At 35.4% G+C, this 18,661-nt stretch carries 19 protein-coding genes and 1 pseudogene; 14 read left to right on the forward strand and 6 right to left on the reverse strand.

Features of this window, described 5'->3' with window-relative positions; genetic code table 11:
* Positions 1–228: 228 nt before the first annotated feature.
* Positions 229–876 (reverse strand): heme exporter protein CcmB, encoded by a 648-nt coding sequence (locus AAGD84_RS06560; RefSeq protein ID WP_151808123.1) that lies wholly within the window; start codon positions 874–876, stop codon positions 229–231.
* Positions 877–982: 106 nt separating this feature from the next.
* On the opposite strand from AAGD84_RS06560, the gene AAGD84_RS06565 reads away from it, so the two are divergent.
* Entirely contained in the window at positions 983–1,375 is a 393-nt protein-coding gene (locus AAGD84_RS06565; RefSeq protein ID WP_010963040.1) for a TraR/DksA family transcriptional regulator, read from the forward strand.
* 296 nt (positions 1,376–1,671) lie between these two features.
* Positions 1,672–2,807: pseudogene (locus tag AAGD84_RS06570) on the forward strand (transposase).
* A gap of 9 nt (positions 2,808–2,816) precedes the next feature.
* On the opposite strand, the gene AAGD84_RS06575 reads toward AAGD84_RS06570, so the two are convergent.
* Positions 2,817–3,026 (reverse strand): hypothetical protein, encoded by a 210-nt coding sequence (locus tag AAGD84_RS06575; RefSeq protein ID WP_015589377.1) that lies wholly within the window; start codon positions 3,024–3,026, stop codon positions 2,817–2,819.
* 131 nt (positions 3,027–3,157) lie between these two features.
* On the opposite strand from AAGD84_RS06575, the gene der reads away from it, so the two are divergent.
* The 5 genes from der to AAGD84_RS06600 all read left to right on the forward strand — a co-directional run bounded on the left by der (position 3,158) and on the right by AAGD84_RS06600 (position 7,682).
* The gene (gene der / locus AAGD84_RS06580; RefSeq protein WP_012673406.1) at positions 3,158–4,483 is read left to right on the forward strand and encodes a ribosome biogenesis GTPase Der; all 1,326 of its coding nucleotides are present in this window, start codon (positions 3,158–3,160) and stop codon (positions 4,481–4,483) included.
* Positions 4,480–5,001 carry a disulfide bond formation protein B gene (locus tag AAGD84_RS06585; RefSeq protein WP_015589379.1) on the forward strand — a complete coding sequence of 174 codons (522 nt, stop codon included), beginning with the start codon at positions 4,480–4,482 and terminating at the stop codon, positions 4,999–5,001. The genes der and AAGD84_RS06585 overlap by 4 nt, the downstream gene beginning before the upstream one ends.
* A complete protein-coding gene (locus tag AAGD84_RS06590; protein WP_006279362.1) occupies positions 4,976–5,518 on the forward strand; it encodes a demethoxyubiquinone hydroxylase family protein in 543 nt (180 codons plus the stop codon). Before AAGD84_RS06585 ends, AAGD84_RS06590 begins: the two co-directional genes overlap by 26 nt.
* Before the next feature lie 580 nt (positions 5,519–6,098).
* Entirely contained in the window at positions 6,099–7,079 is a 981-nt protein-coding gene (mraY, locus tag AAGD84_RS06595) for a phospho-N-acetylmuramoyl-pentapeptide-transferase (protein WP_341817970.1), read from the forward strand.
* 6 nt (positions 7,080–7,085) lie between these two features.
* The gene (locus tag AAGD84_RS06600; RefSeq protein WP_341817971.1) at positions 7,086–7,682 is read left to right on the forward strand and encodes a ribonuclease HII; all 597 of its coding nucleotides are present in this window, start codon (positions 7,086–7,088) and stop codon (positions 7,680–7,682) included.
* Positions 7,683–7,685: 3 nt separating this feature from the next.
* On the opposite strand, the gene virB9 is transcribed toward AAGD84_RS06600, so the two are convergent.
* The 3 genes from virB9 to AAGD84_RS06615 form a co-directional block, all read right to left on the reverse strand.
* Entirely contained in the window at positions 7,686–8,468 is a 783-nt protein-coding gene (gene virB9, locus AAGD84_RS06605) for a P-type conjugative transfer protein VirB9 (protein WP_015589382.1), read from the reverse strand.
* A gap of 185 nt (positions 8,469–8,653) precedes the next feature.
* On the reverse strand, positions 8,654–9,109 hold the full coding sequence (mlaD, locus tag AAGD84_RS06610) for an outer membrane lipid asymmetry maintenance protein MlaD (RefSeq protein WP_341817972.1): 456 nt from the start codon (positions 9,107–9,109) through the stop codon (positions 8,654–8,656).
* Positions 9,110–9,111: 2 nt separating this feature from the next.
* Entirely contained in the window at positions 9,112–9,426 is a 315-nt protein-coding gene (locus tag AAGD84_RS06615) for an NADH-ubiquinone oxidoreductase subunit NDUFA12 family protein (RefSeq protein WP_007548590.1), read from the reverse strand.
* A 64-nt stretch (positions 9,427–9,490) separates the two neighbouring features.
* Here AAGD84_RS06615 and AAGD84_RS06620 point away from each other — a divergent pair, with 64 nt between their 5' ends.
* From AAGD84_RS06620 to purF, 3 genes are read left to right on the forward strand one after another with little or no spacing between them, the layout of a single operon-like run.
* Complete coding sequence (locus tag AAGD84_RS06620; RefSeq protein ID WP_341817973.1) at positions 9,491–10,957, forward strand: proton-conducting transporter membrane subunit; 1,467 nt, start codon at positions 9,491–9,493, stop codon at positions 10,955–10,957.
* Between the two features lie 53 nt (positions 10,958–11,010).
* Positions 11,011–12,114, forward strand: a complete 1,104-nt coding sequence (rodA, locus tag AAGD84_RS06625) for a rod shape-determining protein RodA (RefSeq protein WP_151807632.1) — start codon at positions 11,011–11,013, stop codon at positions 12,112–12,114.
* A gap of 25 nt (positions 12,115–12,139) precedes the next feature.
* The gene (purF, locus tag AAGD84_RS06630) at positions 12,140–13,525 is read left to right on the forward strand and encodes an amidophosphoribosyltransferase (RefSeq protein ID WP_264722942.1); all 1,386 of its coding nucleotides are present in this window, start codon (positions 12,140–12,142) and stop codon (positions 13,523–13,525) included.
* A 19-nt stretch (positions 13,526–13,544) separates the two neighbouring features.
* On the opposite strand, the gene AAGD84_RS06635 is transcribed toward purF, so the two are convergent.
* Positions 13,545–14,054: a DNA-3-methyladenine glycosylase gene (locus tag AAGD84_RS06635; protein WP_264339539.1), complete on the reverse strand. Its 510-nt coding sequence runs from the start codon at positions 14,052–14,054 to the stop codon at positions 13,545–13,547.
* Between the two features lie 622 nt (positions 14,055–14,676).
* On the opposite strand from AAGD84_RS06635, the gene ltrA (AAGD84_RS06640) reads away from it, so the two are divergent.
* From ltrA (AAGD84_RS06640) to AAGD84_RS06655, 4 genes are read left to right on the forward strand one after another with little or no spacing between them, the layout of a single operon-like run.
* On the forward strand, positions 14,677–16,935 hold the full coding sequence (gene ltrA / locus AAGD84_RS06640; protein ID WP_341817974.1) for a group II intron reverse transcriptase/maturase: 2,259 nt from the start codon (positions 14,677–14,679) through the stop codon (positions 16,933–16,935).
* On the forward strand, positions 16,920–17,891 hold the full coding sequence (gene ltrA, locus AAGD84_RS06645; protein ID WP_341817975.1) for a group II intron reverse transcriptase/maturase: 972 nt from the start codon (positions 16,920–16,922) through the stop codon (positions 17,889–17,891). The genes ltrA (AAGD84_RS06640) and ltrA (AAGD84_RS06645) overlap by 16 nt, the downstream gene beginning before the upstream one ends.
* Before the next feature lie 4 nt (positions 17,892–17,895).
* Positions 17,896–18,219, forward strand: coding sequence for a hypothetical protein (locus AAGD84_RS06650; protein ID WP_264329539.1), 324 nt, complete (start codon positions 17,896–17,898; stop codon positions 18,217–18,219).
* A gap of 11 nt (positions 18,220–18,230) precedes the next feature.
* Positions 18,231–18,659 (forward strand): hypothetical protein, encoded by a 429-nt coding sequence (locus AAGD84_RS06655; protein ID WP_341817976.1) that lies wholly within the window; start codon positions 18,231–18,233, stop codon positions 18,657–18,659.
* Positions 18,660–18,661 lie beyond the last annotated feature (2 nt).

Raw genomic sequence — 18,661 nt, forward strand, 5'->3', positions numbered from 1 at the left:
CATACTGTCACGGTATCTCTTAGCCGCCAACAAGTAGCGGGATGACGGTTGTCAGGTTAGCTGTTATCCCAGTTTTTGACACTGGGATGACAACGAAGGGCTACTTGGATGACAGGGAAGGATGCTGGAATGAAGGTTTTTCAAATTGTCGATAAACCTAAATCTATAATAACTATTTGCCTTTTTTCTAGGTTATGCAAGAAGTCTACTGAATAACAGTAAGATTTTTCAATCCTGTTCCACAGCAAATTTTAGTGCCATGTGAGTAGTTATGGTGCTGTTAACAATCAAAATAACAAAAACTAAGATGGTGATTAGTAGTGTATAAATATTCAAGGATAAATTTTCAAATTGAGTTAGCATTTTAAAATACACAAAGGTTGGCATTATCATTGGCAAAACAAGAATTTGCGATACTCCTGATGCTAAGTTGTTTCGACCAATCATCAATGCATTTCCAGTAGCTGAAATATTAATGATTATCAGCGTATTAAATAATAAAGACACTCCAACTGCTATTGAGTGTTCAATACTATTGCCTAGAATTGCAAAGCTGAATATGGAAGAAATTACTGAAATCGGTAACCCAAATAATAACCAGTGAGCGAAAATTTTATAAGCAACTATAAGCCTAGAAGAGAGTGGCTGTACAAAGATTTGCTCTAATATTCCATCATGATAATCAGATGTAAACAAATTATTTGTAGAAATCTGCAAAACAAATGTAGCACATATCCATGTTAATGTTAACATAACTTCTTGTTTATTGTTGTTTTTAAGTGTAAATGAAGATAAACTTAACATTATGATAAAAATACATACTATATAGGTAAAGTTCTTATCATCTATTACTAATTTTTTTACTGAGTCGATCATACTAGGCTTTTAAATGTTTATTATAAATTATAGTGTTTACTTTGAGGTAGTATAATTTTTTGTTCATAAATTATATAGGTTTTATTATTTTTTTGATAATGCAATTATGGAAAAGTTACCAAAAATAAAGTCACCAGAAGATTACACTCCTTCAGAAGATGAAGAATATATGAGCGTAAAACAACTGGAATACTTCAGCTTAAAGTTACAATCAATACTCGCTGAGTTAGAGAAACAAGAACTAGAAGATAATAGTATTGATACATACTATTCTGATGAAGATAGTGGAAACGAGGAATTAATCAAGCGTCGAAAAGATAGAAAAGAAAAAATTAAGGAGGCGTTAGAAAAAATAAAATTAGGCACTTATGGTTACTGCGATGGAACAGGAGAAGAAATAGGAGTCGAAAGACTTAAAGCTAATCCGCTTGCTATATATTGTATTGAAGAGCAAGAGAGAGTAGAAAAAGAAAAGAACGTGTACAACATTAACGATTAATTTACACATAAGTGGTGAGCCCATTGGACTTCAAGAGGAGCAAGAGGCGCTGAAGTATGTTATGCTATAAAGAAAGTGGAAAATTGGACATTCTCAACTTGACTCCTGCAGATTAAAAATTAAGTTGTATCCGTTCAGGCAATGGCGTCAACTTAAGGAAAAATATCAGCGATAGTGTATAAAATTTCTCTCTAAATTTTTTATCATTAAATTATCCAAAGAGTGCAAGAAACAGCACTTTTGTTTCTATTTTATTGCAACAAAAAAGTTTAAAATGTGTCTTTTTTAGGTGAAACATGCAAAAAGGAAAAAACCTTATTCTACAAATTAAAAATATAATATACTCGAAAACTTTTCAGAAAATCCATTGTGTTGAGTTTTACACGAACAAGAAAACTTCCTTTTTCGACAGTATTTTCTATGATTTTAAAGTTAGTTAAAAAAAGTTTGGGAATAGAATGTGAACTTATGGAGCCATTGACATGTACCCTCAAAGCAAGCTTTTTCTAAAGCAAGGTATAAGATTTGCCATACAGGCTTTCAAGAATTTAAGCATCCAAACAGCCTATCAGGATGAACCTGAGTTGGAGAGGCTATAGACTTATTGCAGCAGATGGTTCTGGTATGAGATTACCCAGCTCTGGGGAAATTGTATCCGAGTTTGAACCAAATGGAACAACAGGCACCATTGGCAATTTGTTTGTTGATTTGTGTACTTCATTGATTTGCAGTGCTCGTCTTGCAGCTTGGAATATAGGTGAACAAACGTTGGCGGCAGAGCAATTACCCGAAGTTATCACTCAAATGCGTTTATTAAATCAAGAGAAATTATTATTTATCTATGATCGTCTTCAGTAAAATTCATTCAGCAGCATTATGATTTGGAAGTAGATTTTATTTTTTGCTTGCAAAAAAGAAATTATAGTAAGCTATGGGAACGCTGGCGAATTAGATTTTGATTTTATATTAGAAAATGAAAAGCTAAAAAATAAAATGAAAGGACAGAAAGTAAGAGTTATAGTGCTGACATTAGCCAACTGAGAAACAGAGTTTTTGACCGAGACTTTGGAGCAAAGCTTATGTGTTAAGGTGGCACATAGAGGAAACGACTCAAAGTAGGAGCAGAGTTAGAGAATTTTTCTGGAGAGGCTGTATTACAAGAATTTTGGGCAAACTTGGTCATGTGCAATATATTATCGCTTCATATATGTGATGCACAAGGGCCTTGGAACCCAGATCAAATTACTGAGTATCGTTTAAATTTTTCAGTTTTATTTAGTGTAATGAGACAGAAACTCTATCAGGTACTTATTGCGCCAAAAAACTTTCAAGCCCTTTTTAAGTATACGCGCTAAAGTTAAAATCCGACCGGGACAGCCGCAATAAAGTAGATAAGCCTAAACGCCATCATGTCTTTAGGAGAGTTTGCTAATGAAAGTTCTTAAGTTGACGTCATTGACTGTTCCGATTCGTTATATGACATAAGAGCATCATATATTTCATGCAATGTATTTGAGATGTTTTTTTCCATATGTTGATTAATATGCCCATATATTGTCGTCTCTTCCGAACACTCTGTATCTTTATGTATATGATTTTGTTGCTTTAATTCTTCTCTATCTACACTCTCTATTTGCTCTGACACTAGCATAACTACCTCATATTTTACATAACGAAATAAAAAAATTCTAACTGTAGTATGCTTATATAATCTACGAAGTCAATAGTTAAATTGAAAAGTTTCGGTTATAATTTACTTCATATAGAACATGCCCTTGAATTATGCTAAAAATCGCCATAGTAGGCCTACCAAATGCTGGAAAATCGACCCTATTCAACAGATTAGTAGGAAGAAAAGCAGCAGTAGTGAGTAACATTCCAGGAGTGACAAGGGATAGGCGAGAGGGAATGGGGAGAATTAGCGATTTGGAGTTTAAAGTTATAGATACAGGAGGATGGAACGACCAAACTAGTTTTTCACTGCAAGTTATTGAGCAAATAGAGTTTTCTTTATCCAGTTCAAACATAATTTTCTTTCTTGTTGACGCAAAAGTGCAAAATGAGCGAAATAAAGAGTTTGCAAAGTGGCTGAAGAGAAAAATAAATAAACCTGTGATACTGATAGCAAATAAATGCGAGAGTCATAAATCCGAAAATGTTGATTATTTGCAGTTTTTTGATTTTCTTGGCCCGGTGTATATCTCTGCCGAGCATAATCTTGGCATGGTTGATCTTTATGATGCATTAGCTGGTGTTATTGAAAATTTTAACGAGAACACTGAGTTACCTAACAATGAACTGAGTAGGCTGAGGATCGCGATCATCGGCCGTCCGAATGTTGGAAAATCAACTTTTTTAAATGGTTTACTTGCAGAAAACAGACTAATAACAAGTTCAGAGCCAGGTACCACACGTGATTCTGTGGATATTACATATGATCATGATGGAGAGTTAATTACTCTAATTGACACTGCCGGAATCCGCAGAAAGGCGAATGTTGTAGATGGCTTAGAATCAAGATTTGTTGAGAAAAGCATGGAATCAATCAAGCGCTCTCATGTGGTAGTTTTAATGCTAGACTCCCTAGTTGGTATTGAGCAGCAGGATTTATCAATTGGTGAAGCTGCAATTAAGGGAGGGAAAGGGATTATTGTTGTTTTAAATAAGTGGGATTTAATAGGTAAGGATGACAGAAGCAGGTTAATAAAATTTGTCAAACAACAGGAAGTAACCAGGTTATTCTTGGAAGTGCCAACTATAACAATTTCTGCGTTAAAAGGCATGCGCTGCGGTGATGTGATAGATAAGTGTCTTGAAGTGAGTGAATCCTTGAACAAGAAGATCAGCACTGCAAAACTGAATAAGTGGCTCATAGATGCTGTAGGAAAACATTCTCACCCTCTTGTAAAAGGCAAAGCAGTTAAAATGAAGTATATCGCTCAAATTGGTACTAAACCTCCAGCTTTTTCTTTGATATGTAACATACCTGAAAGTGTTGATGAAAGTTACAAACGCTATTTAATTAACGATCTCAGAAAAAATTTCTTTGCAGACGGTGTGCCAGTTAGATTGCTTTTGAAAAAAAATAAGAATCCCTATGTAAAATGAATACTCTGCTTTATACTTTCAGGGATAATTTACTTAAAGTTATGTGTAATAATTCCAGAATTCCTGCAATCTTTCTGCTGTCGAGTGCCGCTGCTCTAATTTTTGCATATGTGCTAGAATATTTTTTCAACATGCTGCCATGCAAGTTATGTACATACGAGCGAATAGTTTACTATATCGCCGGATTACTTGCAGTAGCGTGCATGCTTAAAGACAACAAAATTCTAATCTATGCAATGTTTTGCAGCTACCTCATAGGTGCAGTAATATCTTTTTATCATATAGGTCTTGAACTCCACTTATTTCATGATGTTTTAGGTTGTACAGAGCAAGCAAGTGGTAACGTTAGTATAGAAGAGCTCAGAAATAATCTACTAAATCCTAATTACTCTCCATCTTGTGACAGACCTCATTACGTTCTAGGTGTTTCCTTAGCAACATGGAATCTAATTTATCTCATAGTAGCTCTGTTCGTATCAGGTAAGGTGTATTGTGGAGAAAGAAAGAAATCTAAATAATTTAAGGTACAGCAACAATCAGTTCTTGCAACAGGCAATTAGAGTAGATCACGCTGGAGAATATGGAGCTATTTGCATTTATTCTGGTCAAAAATTTATTCTTAAGAAATCTTCTATAATCAATGAAATAATTGAAATGGAAGAGCAGGAAAAAAAGCATTTTCACTATTTTAATGAGAAAATCAAAGAGCAAAAAGTTCGTCCTACTGTTTTGTTGCCTGTTTGGCGTGTTTTAGGAGTGTCGCTTGGCGTTGCAACTGCCATTATGGGCAAAAAAGCTGCTATGGCTTGCACTGCTGCAGTTGAAGAAGTTATCGGGGAGCACTACAAAGAGCAAGTTTCACATTTAGAAGATGGGGAATTAAGAGAAACTATAAGTAAATTTCGCGACGAGGAGTTAGAGCACAAAGATATTGCAATTCAGCACAATGCTGAAAGCGCATTTGGCTACAACATTTTATCATCATTCATAAAAACAGGCTGCAAAACTGCTATTTACTTGTCTAAGTTAATTTAACTAAGCAGCTTTCTTAAAGTGTTTTAAATGTTCTGATAACAACAGAAACCAGGAAGGAATTCAAGTGTAACAATTATTTTATAACTATATTTACATATCACCATTATTAATAAATAATTAGTATTTGTAAATTAAATACATCTAAAGTATAGACTGCAAAGGAGGCAAAAGTGCGTTTTAATTTAGAAGAGGGAAATGCTCTTATGTAATACCTGCCACAGGTTCACAACTGTACGAACATTCATTTTTGAAGGTAAATTGCACAGCAAATGGTGTCATTCCAGTCTGGAATCCAGAAATTTTGCTTATAACTGAGCTGATAAGCTAAAGGTAATTGTCTTACACTAAAACAAACGTTTTTAATTAAGTTGCATAGAACCAGTGTCTGGGCACTGGGATGACACCCCACTGGTGGTCCAAACTACAACGTTCGTACAGTTGTGGATTCCAGACTGGGATGACACCCTACTGATGGGCCCAAATCACAATGTTCGTACAGTTGTGGGTCAGGCTATAGGATGACAGAAGTTGACTTTATTAGCTATAGGTGGTATGACACTTAGTCAATTTAAGTAAGCAGATGATCTTAGCTACAAAAGTATTTTTTACCTCATTTGTTTTTGGGTTTATTCTTTTTCCCTATTTTATAAAGCTTCTAAAAAAAATAAGCAAAGATGGGCAACCAATTAGATCATGTGGACCAGAAAGTCATTTAATAACAAAAAAGAATGTACCACCTATGGGCGGAATAATAATACTGATTTCTTCTTTATTACCAATTTTACTCTGGGCTCAGTTAACACCAGAAATTTTGCTGCTGATATTGATAACTCTATTTTTTGCTCTACTTGGATTTATTGATGATTATTTAAAATTGAAGACAAATCACTATCGAGGTTTAAGTGCAAAAACCAAAATACTTGTTCAGTTTATTGTTGCTCTGGTTGGTGTGTTTATACTTAAGCTATACTCTGCTGAATGTTTTACAAAAACGTCCCTATTTAAAGGAGTAATAATAGATTTTGGCTATCTATATGTTCCGTTTGCTGCGTTTGTAATTGTCGGCTCTTCTAATGCTGTGAATCTCACAGATGGTTTGGATGGCCTTGCTGCAACTCAAGTTATCACTTCCTTTGCTTTTTTGGGGCTAATTGCATATATAACTCAGGCAGATATGAATATTACTTTATTCTGCATTGCATTTATAGGAGCTATTCTAAGTTTCTTGTGGTTTAACACACATCCAGCAAAAATATTTATGGGTGATGTTGGTAGCTTGTCGGTAGGTGCGGCTTTAGGGTTAACTAGTGTCCTAATTAAAAGAGAAATGCTTTTTGCCATTATTGGAATAATCTTTGTAATAGAGACTCTATCTGTTATTATTCAGATATCATATTTTAAATATACAAAGTTTAAATATGGAGAAGGAAAAAGAGTTTTTCTTATGGCACCAATACATCATCACTTTGAGAAGAAGGGATGGTCAGAAAATGCAATCGTTATGAAATTTTGGATAATTTCTATTATCTGTTCAGTTTTTACTATAACTTTCTTATTATAAAAACCTATGAAATACCCAGACTTTATATTAGAAAATAAATTATCAGGAGTGATAGCAGGAGTGGATGAAGTTGGAAGAGGTCCGCTAGCTGGTCCAGTAATATCCGCAGCCGTAGTGTTTATTGATAGAAATACAATTATTGATGGAATCAACGACTCGAAAAAGTTGACTCCTCAATGTAGGCAAGTCCTATATGAAAAAATAATATCCGTTGCAAAATTTGGTATAGGAATGGCAAGCGTAGAAGAAATAAATTCATACAATATCTTGCAAGCAACAAAACTTTCAATGAAACGTGCGTTGATAGACTTGGACCTAGAATTAGATTATGTGCTAGTTGATGGTAATCAACCACCTGAAGTGAAATGGCAAGTGAAATCCATAGTAAATGGTGATAATTTGAGTACATCAATTGCAGCAGCTTCAATCGTTGCAAAAGTTACGAGAGATCGGCTTATGCAAGAATTGCACAATAAGCATCCTGAATATAATTGGTATAAAAATAAAGGATATGGGACAAAAGAGCACCTTAACGCTATTGGCCTTTATGGAATTACAGAACATCATAGAAAAAATTTTGCACCCATATCTCGGGCATTATAGCCTTTACCCTTTTTTGAAAGGTATGGTTTCATTAAATAGGCAAACTGTACTCGATCCATTCCTTAAGGTAAACACTGAACTTACCCTTTCGATTATCAGGTAGTTATCAACTGTACGGAAATTTACTAAAGACTCATATCCTGCAGAATCAACCATAAAAACTGCCGGAAAATCAGAGTTTATTTTATTGAATTGTAGATATGTAAATTTTCCGTCATCAAAAACCTTAATTGGTATTATTGACTGACTACCTTTGACGTGCGAGATGGAATAATTAAAATTTAATCCCTTCTTTACAACTTCAATATCATTGATATCAGGAATAATGGTATGACTAGCTTGTTCGAAGATATCACCGTTATTTGTTGTGTAAATCTCATCACTGCTAAATAGTGGATAAAGAAACCTTACTTCATATGCTAATCTTGGATCATCTAGTCCAGTTGCTTCTTCAGCATGAAGTTCAAAGTAATAAACTCTTTTATTGGTAATTATAGTTGCATTAGTATCAGCAATATCATCTATGGGCTTAATAAACAATCTGTTACCTTGAGGAAGAAGTTGCCAACCAGTTGAATCACCCATTGAAAGGTTTTGTATTATCTCCCCTGGTTCAAACAATATACTGGACTGATAACCATAAAAACCCGTATACTTATGTATAGCCTGTGGGTTATAATTTATTACCTTTATGTGATTATCTCCAGCTATTGAACGTGGCTCCTGTTTTGCAAGTGCATCACTACCACAGAGGAACAATAGTACGGCAAACAGTAAACCAATCATAATATCAAAATGAATTAATCTTCATTTTATCATTAATAGACATGCACTGCAACTGTTAAGGCACTTTCTATACTATAAACCCCAAAGCAAGCGGTAGAAAAGGCAAGAAATAAGGCAAACTCCTTAAATACTTTAGAACTACAGGAGGCTTCACCTGAACGGGTACACTTGGAATCCTGCCATTTTCACTTCGTAAACATACCAAGAATTCTGTCCATTATTCCACCCATGTTTGCTTCAGCTTGAGTATACTCTATTTTACCACCATGCAAGATTAGTTTAATATCTGATCCAGGTGATATATTAACAAATTTACTGCCAACAACTCCACTGCTAGTGATCAGAGCTGAACTATCAATTGGCAATTTTATGTCTTTGCTTATACACATATCGATTCGTGCTACGTAGGTAGCTTTGTCAAGTGATACACCAGTTATGCTTCCAACATCTACACCAGAGATCTTGACACTATCACCAACTCCTATACCGTTAGCGTTAGCAAAAAGACCATATATTTTATAGCAATCCTTATAGTTTTTCTTTATGTAAGATAGATTATCAATAGCAAAGAAAATCAGAAAAATAGTAAAAATTAATACAAATAATCCAGCGGTTATTTCAAGTATATTTGACCTTCGCATCTTTAGTTATCAGGACTCCAGCTTTTATAGTAATTTTTCACTTTTTGGTTTGGATAGTATGCATCTTTTGTACCCGTTAAATTAGGAGTATGTTTTACTTTTCTTTTTTTATTATTAACTGGTACTACATTATCAGTATAGTGAAGCCATATATGCCATTCCGGAGGCACTGTTGTAGGCTCAGAAACACTGCTATACATAACCCACCTTTTTCCTTTACTTGATTCATAGTAAGAATTTCCATTTTCATCTCTTCCTACAAATTTATCTTCTCTTCGTAATAGGCGTTTTATTGCATTACAAATTTTAGATAACATAAGGGTATTAAAACAAAAAGTATTATATATACTAATACTTTAACGATATATTAACAACAATTTAATGCAATTACCAATCTTACAAGTTATTATCCCAATAATTGCATCAATGTTTTGCTTTCTTGCCAAGAAACACAAGGTATCTTGGTTTATTTCTTTTATTGCAACAACAATCACTCTTATCATTTCATCAATACTACTCATTAAAACATATAAAGGTGAAATTATAACTTATCACCTTGGAAATTGGGCTCCTCCGTATGGAATAGAGTTAAGAATCGACGTGTTAAATTCCTTAATTCTAACCCTAGTGAATTTTATAGCGCTGATTAGTGTGCTTTATAGCTTTTATATTAACGAAAAAGAGATTAGCAAAAACAAAATCACTGGTTTTTACTCTCTATTTCTACTGTGCTTAAGCGGACTGCTTGGGATTTTAGTAACAAACGACATATTTAACCTTTACGTTTTCTTGGAAATTTCATCTCTTTCTTCTTATGTATTAGTTTCAATGGGAAGGGATAAAAAAGCCTTGGTTGCAGCATTTGAATATCTAATTAGTGGAACAATAGGTGCAACATTTTATTTATTTGGCATCGGGCTCTTGTATTCAATGACTGGAACGCTCAATATGTCTGACATGGCTGAAAGAATAGTTCCATTATACGATAACAACATCATAAAGCTTGGCACATTGTTCATTTTTGTTGGTCTCTCAATCAAAATGGCACTGTTTCCATTAAGCAGGTGGCTGGTTAATGCATATAGTGAGGCGCCAAGTTTCATTAGCATATTCTTTTCAGGCACAGTGACAAAAGTGATGATATATGTTTTCATCAGAATCTTTTATACTGTTTTTTATCAAAATTTTTTCTTATTTAAGCCGCTACTGGACAATGTGATAATTATCCTCGCACTTTGCGCTATTGTATTTGGGTCGATATTTGCAATAACCGCAAAAGACATAAAAAGACTGTTTGCTCACTCTAGTATTAGCCAAATTGGTTATATAATTTTAGCACTGAGTTTTAACTCAAAAACAGGTGTATTTGCAGCAATTCTTCACATAGTAAACCACAGCATAATAAAAACATCTTTATTTATGGCTGCAGGATGTATTTCTTACAAATTTGATACAACAAAAATAGAGAATTTATCGGGACTCAAGAAATCAATGCCTTATACAGCACTTGCGTTCACTCTACTCAGTTTAGCATTAATCGGTGTGCCTTTAACAAATGGCTTTGTAAGCAAGTGGTATATAATGAAAGCAATTATCGAATCTCGCGCGTGGATTTCCCTGATAGCTTTTGCTGCCGGTTCTTTTCTTGCACTAATATACATGTGGAAGATGGTAGAGAAAATGTATTTTGAAAATGATGCAACGTCACGCACTAGAATGACACTAGGCAAAATTAATGATGTGCCATTTCCTATGCTTTTCTGTCTATTGTTTATGGCAGCTTTAACAGTAGTAACTGGAATATATAGCACTCCAATTCGGTTAGTAGTTGAGAAGTTGGTTTTTTGATTTTTATCTTTGTTTCATATTTTACTATACTTTAAGGTTATAAGGTCTTTATTGTGGGTAGGCTGAAGAAGATTCATTGGTTATTAGTCATTAACGTGATAGCGCTGTTTTGCGTTGGCATTGTTGTTCAATACTCTTCTGCTGGAGGAAAGTGGGTGCCATTTGCGATTCACCAACTGGTCATATTTTCCTTCTTTTTCCTACTCGCTATAGCTATGTCATTCATAGAGCTAGATTTTTACTTGAAGTACGCCTACTTTTTTTATATAGCAGCAGCGATTTCACTATTAGCAGTAAATTTTTTTGGCTCACACATAATGGGTGCAACAAGGTGGATAAGAATTGGATCAATTAGTTTGCAACCATCAGAATTTGCAAAAGTAGGCTTAATACTTGCGCTTGCTCGCTATTTTGATAAGCAGAGTATGTATAAAATGATGGAATTTAAAAGATTGCTTAAGGCACTTATAATTATTTTCTTACCCGTGTTCTTGGTGTTAAAGCAACCTAATTTAGGCACAGCTATGATAATGTTATTTATAGGGATATCAATTATATTCACAACAATAATAAAAAGATCTCATTCAGTAATATGTGGAACTCTTGGCATTTTTGCAGTACCGGCTATTTGGCCTTTTTTACGTCCTTATCACAAGCAAAGGATATTGTCATTTTTGGATTCATCAGTGGATCCACTTGGAATAGGTTATAATGCGCAGCAATCTCAAATAGCTATTGGTTCAGGAGGTTTGCTTGGTAAGGGCTTTGTTAACGGAAGTCAAACTCAACTTGGATTTTTGCCGGAGAAACGTACAGATTTTGCTTTTGCAGTGCTGAGTGAGGAATGGGGCTTTTTAGGTAGCATGGCTTTAATTTTGCTTTATACCTCATTACTTGGAGTAATTTTCTCTATCGCTTATAGGTCGAAAAATTATTTTTCTAAGTCGGTATCTATCGGCATTTTCGCCTTTTTTAGCGCTCATTTTTTTGTAAACATTGGAATGTCAATAGGCCTCTTGCCTGTGATAGGCGATCCACTGCCATTTCTTTCCTATGGAGGAAGTACAACTGCTGCAAGCTTGATATGCATAGGATTATTGCTGGCAATAAAAGCAGATGAACAACAAAATGCTTGTATTTTACCTATGCTAAAGTAAAATTAAACTTTACTTAATAGTTTTTATGCTAGATGAAATGCGTGAGGAATGTGGGGTATTTGGCATAAGTTGCAACCAAAGTGCTGCTTTTAACTCTATACTTGCTCTCCACGCTTTGCAGCATAGAGGTCAAGAGTCTTTTGGCGTAGTAACCAGTAACAACGATAAGCTGCACTCTTATCACTTTCAAGGTCAAGTGAGCAGCGTATTTGATGATATAGATGAAATAAAGAAATCCTTACCTGAAGATTGTGCAATAGGTCACGTTCGATACTCAACAAGTGGTAATAAGTTTGGAGTGCAGCCCATGCTTGGCAAAAGTGGCAAATTTGGGGATTTTGCCATAGCACATAATGGTAATTTAATTAATATTTCTCCAATACGCGAACAATTAATTAAACAAGAGTGCGTTTTTCAGTCAGATATTGATACAGAAGTAGTAGTGCATCTGACAGCAAGCGGTGAAAAAGATAGCTTCTTAGAGAGTTTTATATATGCATTAAAGCAAATACAAGGTGCTTATTCTTTTGTGGCAATCAATCAAGAAGTAGTTATTGGAGTACGTGATCCGTCTGGAATCAGGCCTCTTGTTTTAGGGAAGTTAAACGGTTCTTATGTTCTTGCATCTGAAACTTGTGCTCTTGATATAGTAAATGCAGAGTTTGTTAGAGAAATAGAACCAGGTGAGTTAGTCACCATTGATCGAAATGGTAATCTAGCTTCAGCATTTCCTTTCCCACAGCAAAAATCAAGTTTTTGTATTTTTGAATACGTTTATTTTTCAAGACCAGACAGCATAATGGAGAATAGGTCCATATATGATATAAGAAAAGAAATAGGAAGAATACTTGCAGAAGAGAGCCCACCAAAAAACAATATGGATATGGTTGTACCAATACCTGATTCTGGAATACCTGCAGCTATTGGATATGCAAAGCATTCAGGGTTACCTATGGAACTGGGAATAATTCGTAATCATTACATAGGAAGAACTTTTATACAACCAACCGCTGAAGTACGTAAAGTTAGAATAAAATTAAAATTCAATGCTAATAAGCACATTTTGAAAGGTAAAAACATAATTTTAATAGATGATAGTATAGTGCGTGGTAGTACGTTAACAAATATAATAGTTATGTTAAAGGATGCAGGAGTAAAAGAGATTCACCTCAAAATTTCAAGCCCACCAATTAAGCATTCTTGTTTTTATGGAATAGATACGCCAGAGTGCAAAGATTTAATTGCTGCAAATAAATCTGTAGAGGAAATTAAGGAAGTTATAGGAGTAGATAGCCTAGCCTTCTTGAGTATTGATGGACTATATCAGGCTGTTAAAGCAGAAAAGCGTAACAATGCTACACCACAATATTGTGATGCTTGTTTCACTGGTGATTATCCGATTGGCAAATAGTCTACGCAAGGTCTTAAGTTTAGAAAATCTTAAACCGCCAAAATTTCTCTTGGCCTTTACTAATTCCGATTCTCGGGGTGCAAATATAATCTGGTTTGAGGTAAGATTCATAAACACAAAATTCGTGGCTTATAGTAAGGTCCTGTTTGTTATGTTCTTTTGTAATATTTAATCTTTTACACAATATTCCTGGCCCACCTAAATTTGCCTCAAGCGGTTCAATGAGCTTTAATCCCCGTATTAACACTGCTGCTGGGAACCCTTCTGCTTCTGTTACAATATTTAAACAGTAATACATCCCATATATAAAGTACACATATGAAAACCCCGGCATACCAAACATTACTGAGGTTCGGTTAGTATAACCCTTAGCTGCATGACAAGCTGGGTCACTCATTCCTATATAGGCTTCAACTTCGGTTATTATTCCACTAAAGTTAGAAAATTTCAGCATCTTTCCTAGTAACTCCCCGGCTACAACCAAAGTTGGCCGCTCGTAGAAATTTCTTGGTAGTATTGTGTTGCTCATCATAAAAGTATAAGTTACTTGCAGATGCAAGCAACTTATACTGAACTTTCACTACTTTACCTATTTTGAGCAGCAGGAGCCTGATGCTTTTGTGCTGTGCTCTCTGTGACATCTGTTGAAGGTTGCGGCAAAACTTTCACTGCTTCAGAACTTTTTTGTTGCAATTGTGATGCGTGCGATCCGATGTCATGAAATCATGATGGTTAAATTCCATCCACCATAACATCTGGTTGAAATCATAGTTCACATTTTAGGAAATTGGCAATTTTCTAGGGTGCAAGCATGAACTAAAAGGGAGTAATATTAAACCTTATAATAAATCCTCTCGAGAAGAGTTAGATATGGTTACGAAAGAAACTTATGTTTGAATTGTCGTCATTGCAAATATGCGAAAAAAAAGGTTGATACGCATAAACCAAAAGGTACAGAGAATGGATGATTAAAATGCTCACGTTTAATCAAGATGTTTCCGATCTCTCGGCAAAAAGTAAGAACCTAAATCCAACACGAAATGGTTTCATGGAACGGAGTAACCACATGGAAGCTCTTGTTAATCTTTATAAGAGTAACAAGCAGGTAGCCAACCGCAAGTCTCTGTGTGGAGGGATTGTTTAAGAAGCTAATGCCTAGGGTAATGTCTAGGATATGCAGACGTGGACACTGTAATTTGGAAGGTAAAGTTGTAAATAGTAGTGAATATGTTATGAGCCAACAAAATGTTAGGTATGAATGGAATGAAATTCCTTGGCGCAAGCTAGAGAAATTTTCGTTTAAGCTACAAAAACGAATTTACCGAGCTTCACAATGTAATGATATCAAAAAGATGCACAATCTTCAGAGATTATTACTCAAATCAACAAGTGCAAGAACGATAGCAGTTAGAAGGGTAACTCAGGACAACAGAGGGAAAAAAACTGCAGGTATTGATGGAAAAGCTAACCTTAGTCAAAAAGAAAGATTGCAATTGGCAAACTCCTTAGATATAAGGGAGAAAGCAAAGCCATCAAGACGCATTTGGATTTCAAAACCTGGAAAGAATGAGAAACGCCCATTGGGGATACCCACTATATCGTGTCGAGCAAAACAAACACTTGTAAAAATGGCTTTAGAACCTGAGTGGGAGGCAAAATTTGAGCCAAACACTTATGGTTTTAGACCTGGTAGATCATGTCATGATGCCATTGAAGCAATATTTCAAGCGTTGAGTCGAAAGACAGCATTCATCTTAGATGCTGATATATCTGGGTGCTTTGACAATATTAACCATAATAAACTACTTGAAAAGCTCAATACCACACCAACGTTAAAGAAAATATTAAGAGGGTGGTTGAAAGCAGGTGTTATGGAAAATAGAATATATAAACCAACTGAAAGTGGTACTATCCAAGGAGGAACAATTTCTCCATTGCTCGCCTGTATCGCTCTAAATGGTTTAGAAAGCTATTTAAAAGAAACAATGGCAGATCAGATAAGAAGCTATAGAAAAGAAAAACTTGGTAGATCATGTAGAGAAAAGGCAAAAAGATCACTCAGCATAATTACTTATGCCGATGACTTTGTGGTATTTCATGAAAGTAAGCAAATTGTGCTTAAGGCAGAGATTTTAATTAAGGAATGGTTAAAAACCATTGGATTAGAATTAAAGTCATCAAAGACAAAAATTTCTCATTCATTGAATCCTCTAAAGGAAAAAAAACCAGGCTTTGATTTTCTTGGATTTACAATACGACAGCATACAGTAAAACAAGGTAAGAAAACATACAAGTTACTAATAAAACCGAGCCGCAACTCTATAAAACGATATACATTAACCGCTAAGTACAAACTTAAAGAAATGTGTGGAGCACCACAAGAAGCTATTATAAAAAACCTAAATCCACTTATTAGAGGATGGTGTCAGTATTATACTTCAGTGATTTCAAGGAAAGTCTTCGAGTTACTAGATAGCGTTATGTTTAGAAAACTATGGAAATGGGCAGTACGTAAACATACAAATAAAGGCAAATACTGGATAAAGAGGAAATACTTTAAAAGGTATAAGAATGATAATTGGAGGTTTATGACAAGTAATGGAAAATATCTTATCAAACATGGAGACCATGCTATTAAGCGGCATATCAAAGTGAGAGGAGCAAAATCTCCATATGATGGAGACTGGATATATTGGAGCAGTCGTAGAGTACCAGATAAGTCACTAAGAGTGATAAAATTACTGAAGATGCAACAGGGTAAATGTAATTATTGTCAGCTATATTTTAGGTCAGAGGACATAATTGAAGTGCATCATCAAGACAAAAATAGGAACAATAATACCATAGGAAATTTGTCTTTATTGCACGGGCATTGCCAAGGTGCGCCAAGGTGCGCCAAGGTGCGCCAAGAAGTGCTTGGAGAACAGTTGGTGAAAATCCAACACAAACAAAGTCTAGCCAACAGTTTGGAACAGACCACTATGTTGCATGAGGTAACGAGTGTAATAGAGCTAGTGGGATGGACAATGCAGGGCACAACGGAAGTGAAGGAGTGGAGTCCCGAAATACCTGAAGACATAGAGGTCGACATGTTCATGGCCATGGAAGACAGCATGAAGGATAACGTAAAGGCAAGTTATCACTCACTCTATCGGGATCTGAGACCGTGCCATGTATTGAAATGGACTTCAAGTGAACTTGGGAGATCCCATGCATTCCTATTAAGGTACGTTGGAACAAGTCAACAAAGGCAAGAACTAGCGGAAGATGCAGGGGAAGTCGGACTGATTGATAGTACTCAGAATGTGGGAAAGCCACGTACAAGGGGAAGCGATCAGCAATATAGTAACTGGAATAGGGATTGCTATGCCAATACAACGGAGGTAGGAATAACATGCGATATAAACTAAACCAGATAGCAGTAAGAGCAAAGCAAGATAAGCGACTAAAATTCACATCGTTAGTCCATCTGATAAATACAGAGAATCTTGCGAGATGTTATAAAGAACTGAAGCGTAACAAGGCTTGTGGAGTAGACCAGATAACAGTGGAATCATACGGAGAAAATCTGAATGAGAAACTCGAAGTGCTAGTAGAAAGTATGAAGAGGAAGCAATATCAACCACAACCAGTAAAGAGGGTATATATACCGAAAGCTGGAAGTAAAGAGAAACGCGGACTCGGAATACCATCGACCGAGGATAAATTAGTACAGATTATGCTGAAGAAGATATTAGAAAATATTTACGAGGCAAACTTTCTGGACAGCTCATATGGATTTCGACCAGGAAGAAACTGTCATCAAGCGGTAAATGCACTAGATAAAGCAGTTATGTACAAGCCAATAAACTACATTGTAGAAGTGGATATCAAGAAGTTCTACGATAATATACAGCATAAATGGCTAATGAGGTGTCTAAGGGAACGAATAACTGACCCAAATTTGCTGTGGTTAGTAAAGCGGTTTCTCAAGGCAGGGATAGTCGAAGCTGGAAATTATGAAGCAACAAAACAAGGTACACCACAAGGCGGTATAGTAAGTCCTGTATTAGCAAATATATACTTACATTATGTGTTGGATTTATGGATAGAAAAGAAATTTAAACCAAGATCCAGAGGATATATACAAGTAATAAGGTTTTGCGATGATTTTGTGGTTTGTTGCGAAAGTAAGGTAGACGCGGAAGAATTTCTGGAATTACTGAAACAAAGGCTAAATAAATTTGGGTTGGAAGTATCTGAAAACAAGACCAGAGTAGTAAAGTTTGGCAAGAGGGAGTGGCAACGAGCGATAAGAGAGAAACGAAGGACGGAAATTCAATTTTCTGGGGTTTACGCACTATGGTGCAAAAAGTTGTCGTGGTAGATTAATGATGGGACATAAAACCTCTAAGTTAAATCTAGCCAGAAAACTAAAAGAAATCAAGGAGTGGTTGAAAATAGTCCGCGGAAGTATTCGACTTAAAGATTGGTGGCAAGTACTGAAGGCTAAATTAACAGGACACTATAACTACTTTGGTATTAGCGGAAATTATTGGTGTTTGAAACAATTTTACACATCAGTAAGAAAGCTAGCATTTAAATGGATAAATCGGCGTAGTCAGAAAAAGAGTATGACCTGGGAACAGTTTGTACACTACGTAGAAGTAAATCCATTACCAAAGCCAAAAATACATTTTTCTTTATATGCATAAGAGGGACGACTGTGAAAACTAATATTGATGAGCCGTGTGCGGGAAATCTGCAAGCACGGTTCTTTAGGGGGAGTTGTAGTAATAAAACTCAAACGAGAGGAGTAAAGCTACAGCTTCTACCGAACGTTAACAATAAAGAAAAACATCAAATAGCGTTTTGCGTTTCAGCCGTTACATTCTTAGCTGGGTTATCATTAATCGCAACTGCAATTGCAGTGGGTACCGTACCTGCTATAGCTGCTTGTCTAGTGATAGGAGGAATTTTGACTGTCTTGTCTGGTGTGCAAGCAGTAGAAAGCTATTTATTTTTACGAAACAGCGAGAAAACTTTGAATAAACTGATAAGTAATATACGCGATGAACCAGAAAGCAAACTTTTTATAGAAAGGATTTTGCAACCGTTCATTGAACTTTTTAGTGAGCTTAAGCAACATAATTAAAG

The sequence above is a fragment of the Wolbachia endosymbiont (group A) of Andrena fulva genome, from assembly GCF_964026815.1.
Taxonomy (GTDB): Bacteria; Pseudomonadota; Alphaproteobacteria; order Rickettsiales; family Anaplasmataceae; genus Wolbachia; species Wolbachia pipientis.

Coding starts and splice junctions, on each gene's coding strand:
- ltrA (WP_341817975.1), top strand. CDS start 16,920: ATGCGATATAAACTAAACCAGATAGCAGTAAGAGCAAAGCAAGATAAG.
- mraY (WP_341817970.1), top strand. CDS start 6,099: ATGATCTTAGCTACAAAAGTATTTTTTACCTCATTTGTTTTTGGGTTT.
- AAGD84_RS06635 (WP_264339539.1), bottom strand. CDS start 14,054: ATGAGCAACACAATACTACCAAGAAATTTCTACGAGCGGCCAACTTTG.
- AAGD84_RS06650 (WP_264329539.1), top strand. CDS start 17,896: ATGATGGGACATAAAACCTCTAAGTTAAATCTAGCCAGAAAACTAAAA.
- ltrA (WP_341817974.1), top strand. CDS start 14,677: ATGCCTAGGGTAATGTCTAGGATATGCAGACGTGGACACTGTAATTTG.
- AAGD84_RS06585 (WP_015589379.1), top strand. CDS start 4,480: ATGAATACTCTGCTTTATACTTTCAGGGATAATTTACTTAAAGTTATG.
- mlaD (WP_341817972.1), bottom strand. CDS start 9,109: ATGCGAAGGTCAAATATACTTGAAATAACCGCTGGATTATTTGTATTA.
- AAGD84_RS06600 (WP_341817971.1), top strand. CDS start 7,086: ATGAAATACCCAGACTTTATATTAGAAAATAAATTATCAGGAGTGATA.
- AAGD84_RS06620 (WP_341817973.1), top strand. CDS start 9,491: ATGCAATTACCAATCTTACAAGTTATTATCCCAATAATTGCATCAATG.
- AAGD84_RS06615 (WP_007548590.1), bottom strand. CDS start 9,426: ATGTTATCTAAAATTTGTAATGCAATAAAACGCCTATTACGAAGAGAA.
- virB9 (WP_015589382.1), bottom strand. CDS start 8,468: ATGATTGGTTTACTGTTTGCCGTACTATTGTTCCTCTGTGGTAGTGAT.
- AAGD84_RS06565 (WP_010963040.1), top strand. CDS start 983: ATGGAAAAGTTACCAAAAATAAAGTCACCAGAAGATTACACTCCTTCA.
- AAGD84_RS06575 (WP_015589377.1), bottom strand. CDS start 3,026: ATGCTAGTGTCAGAGCAAATAGAGAGTGTAGATAGAGAAGAATTAAAG.
- purF (WP_264722942.1), top strand. CDS start 12,140: ATGCTAGATGAAATGCGTGAGGAATGTGGGGTATTTGGCATAAGTTGC.
- der (WP_012673406.1), top strand. CDS start 3,158: ATGCTAAAAATCGCCATAGTAGGCCTACCAAATGCTGGAAAATCGACC.
- AAGD84_RS06560 (WP_151808123.1), bottom strand. CDS start 876: ATGATCGACTCAGTAAAAAAATTAGTAATAGATGATAAGAACTTTACC.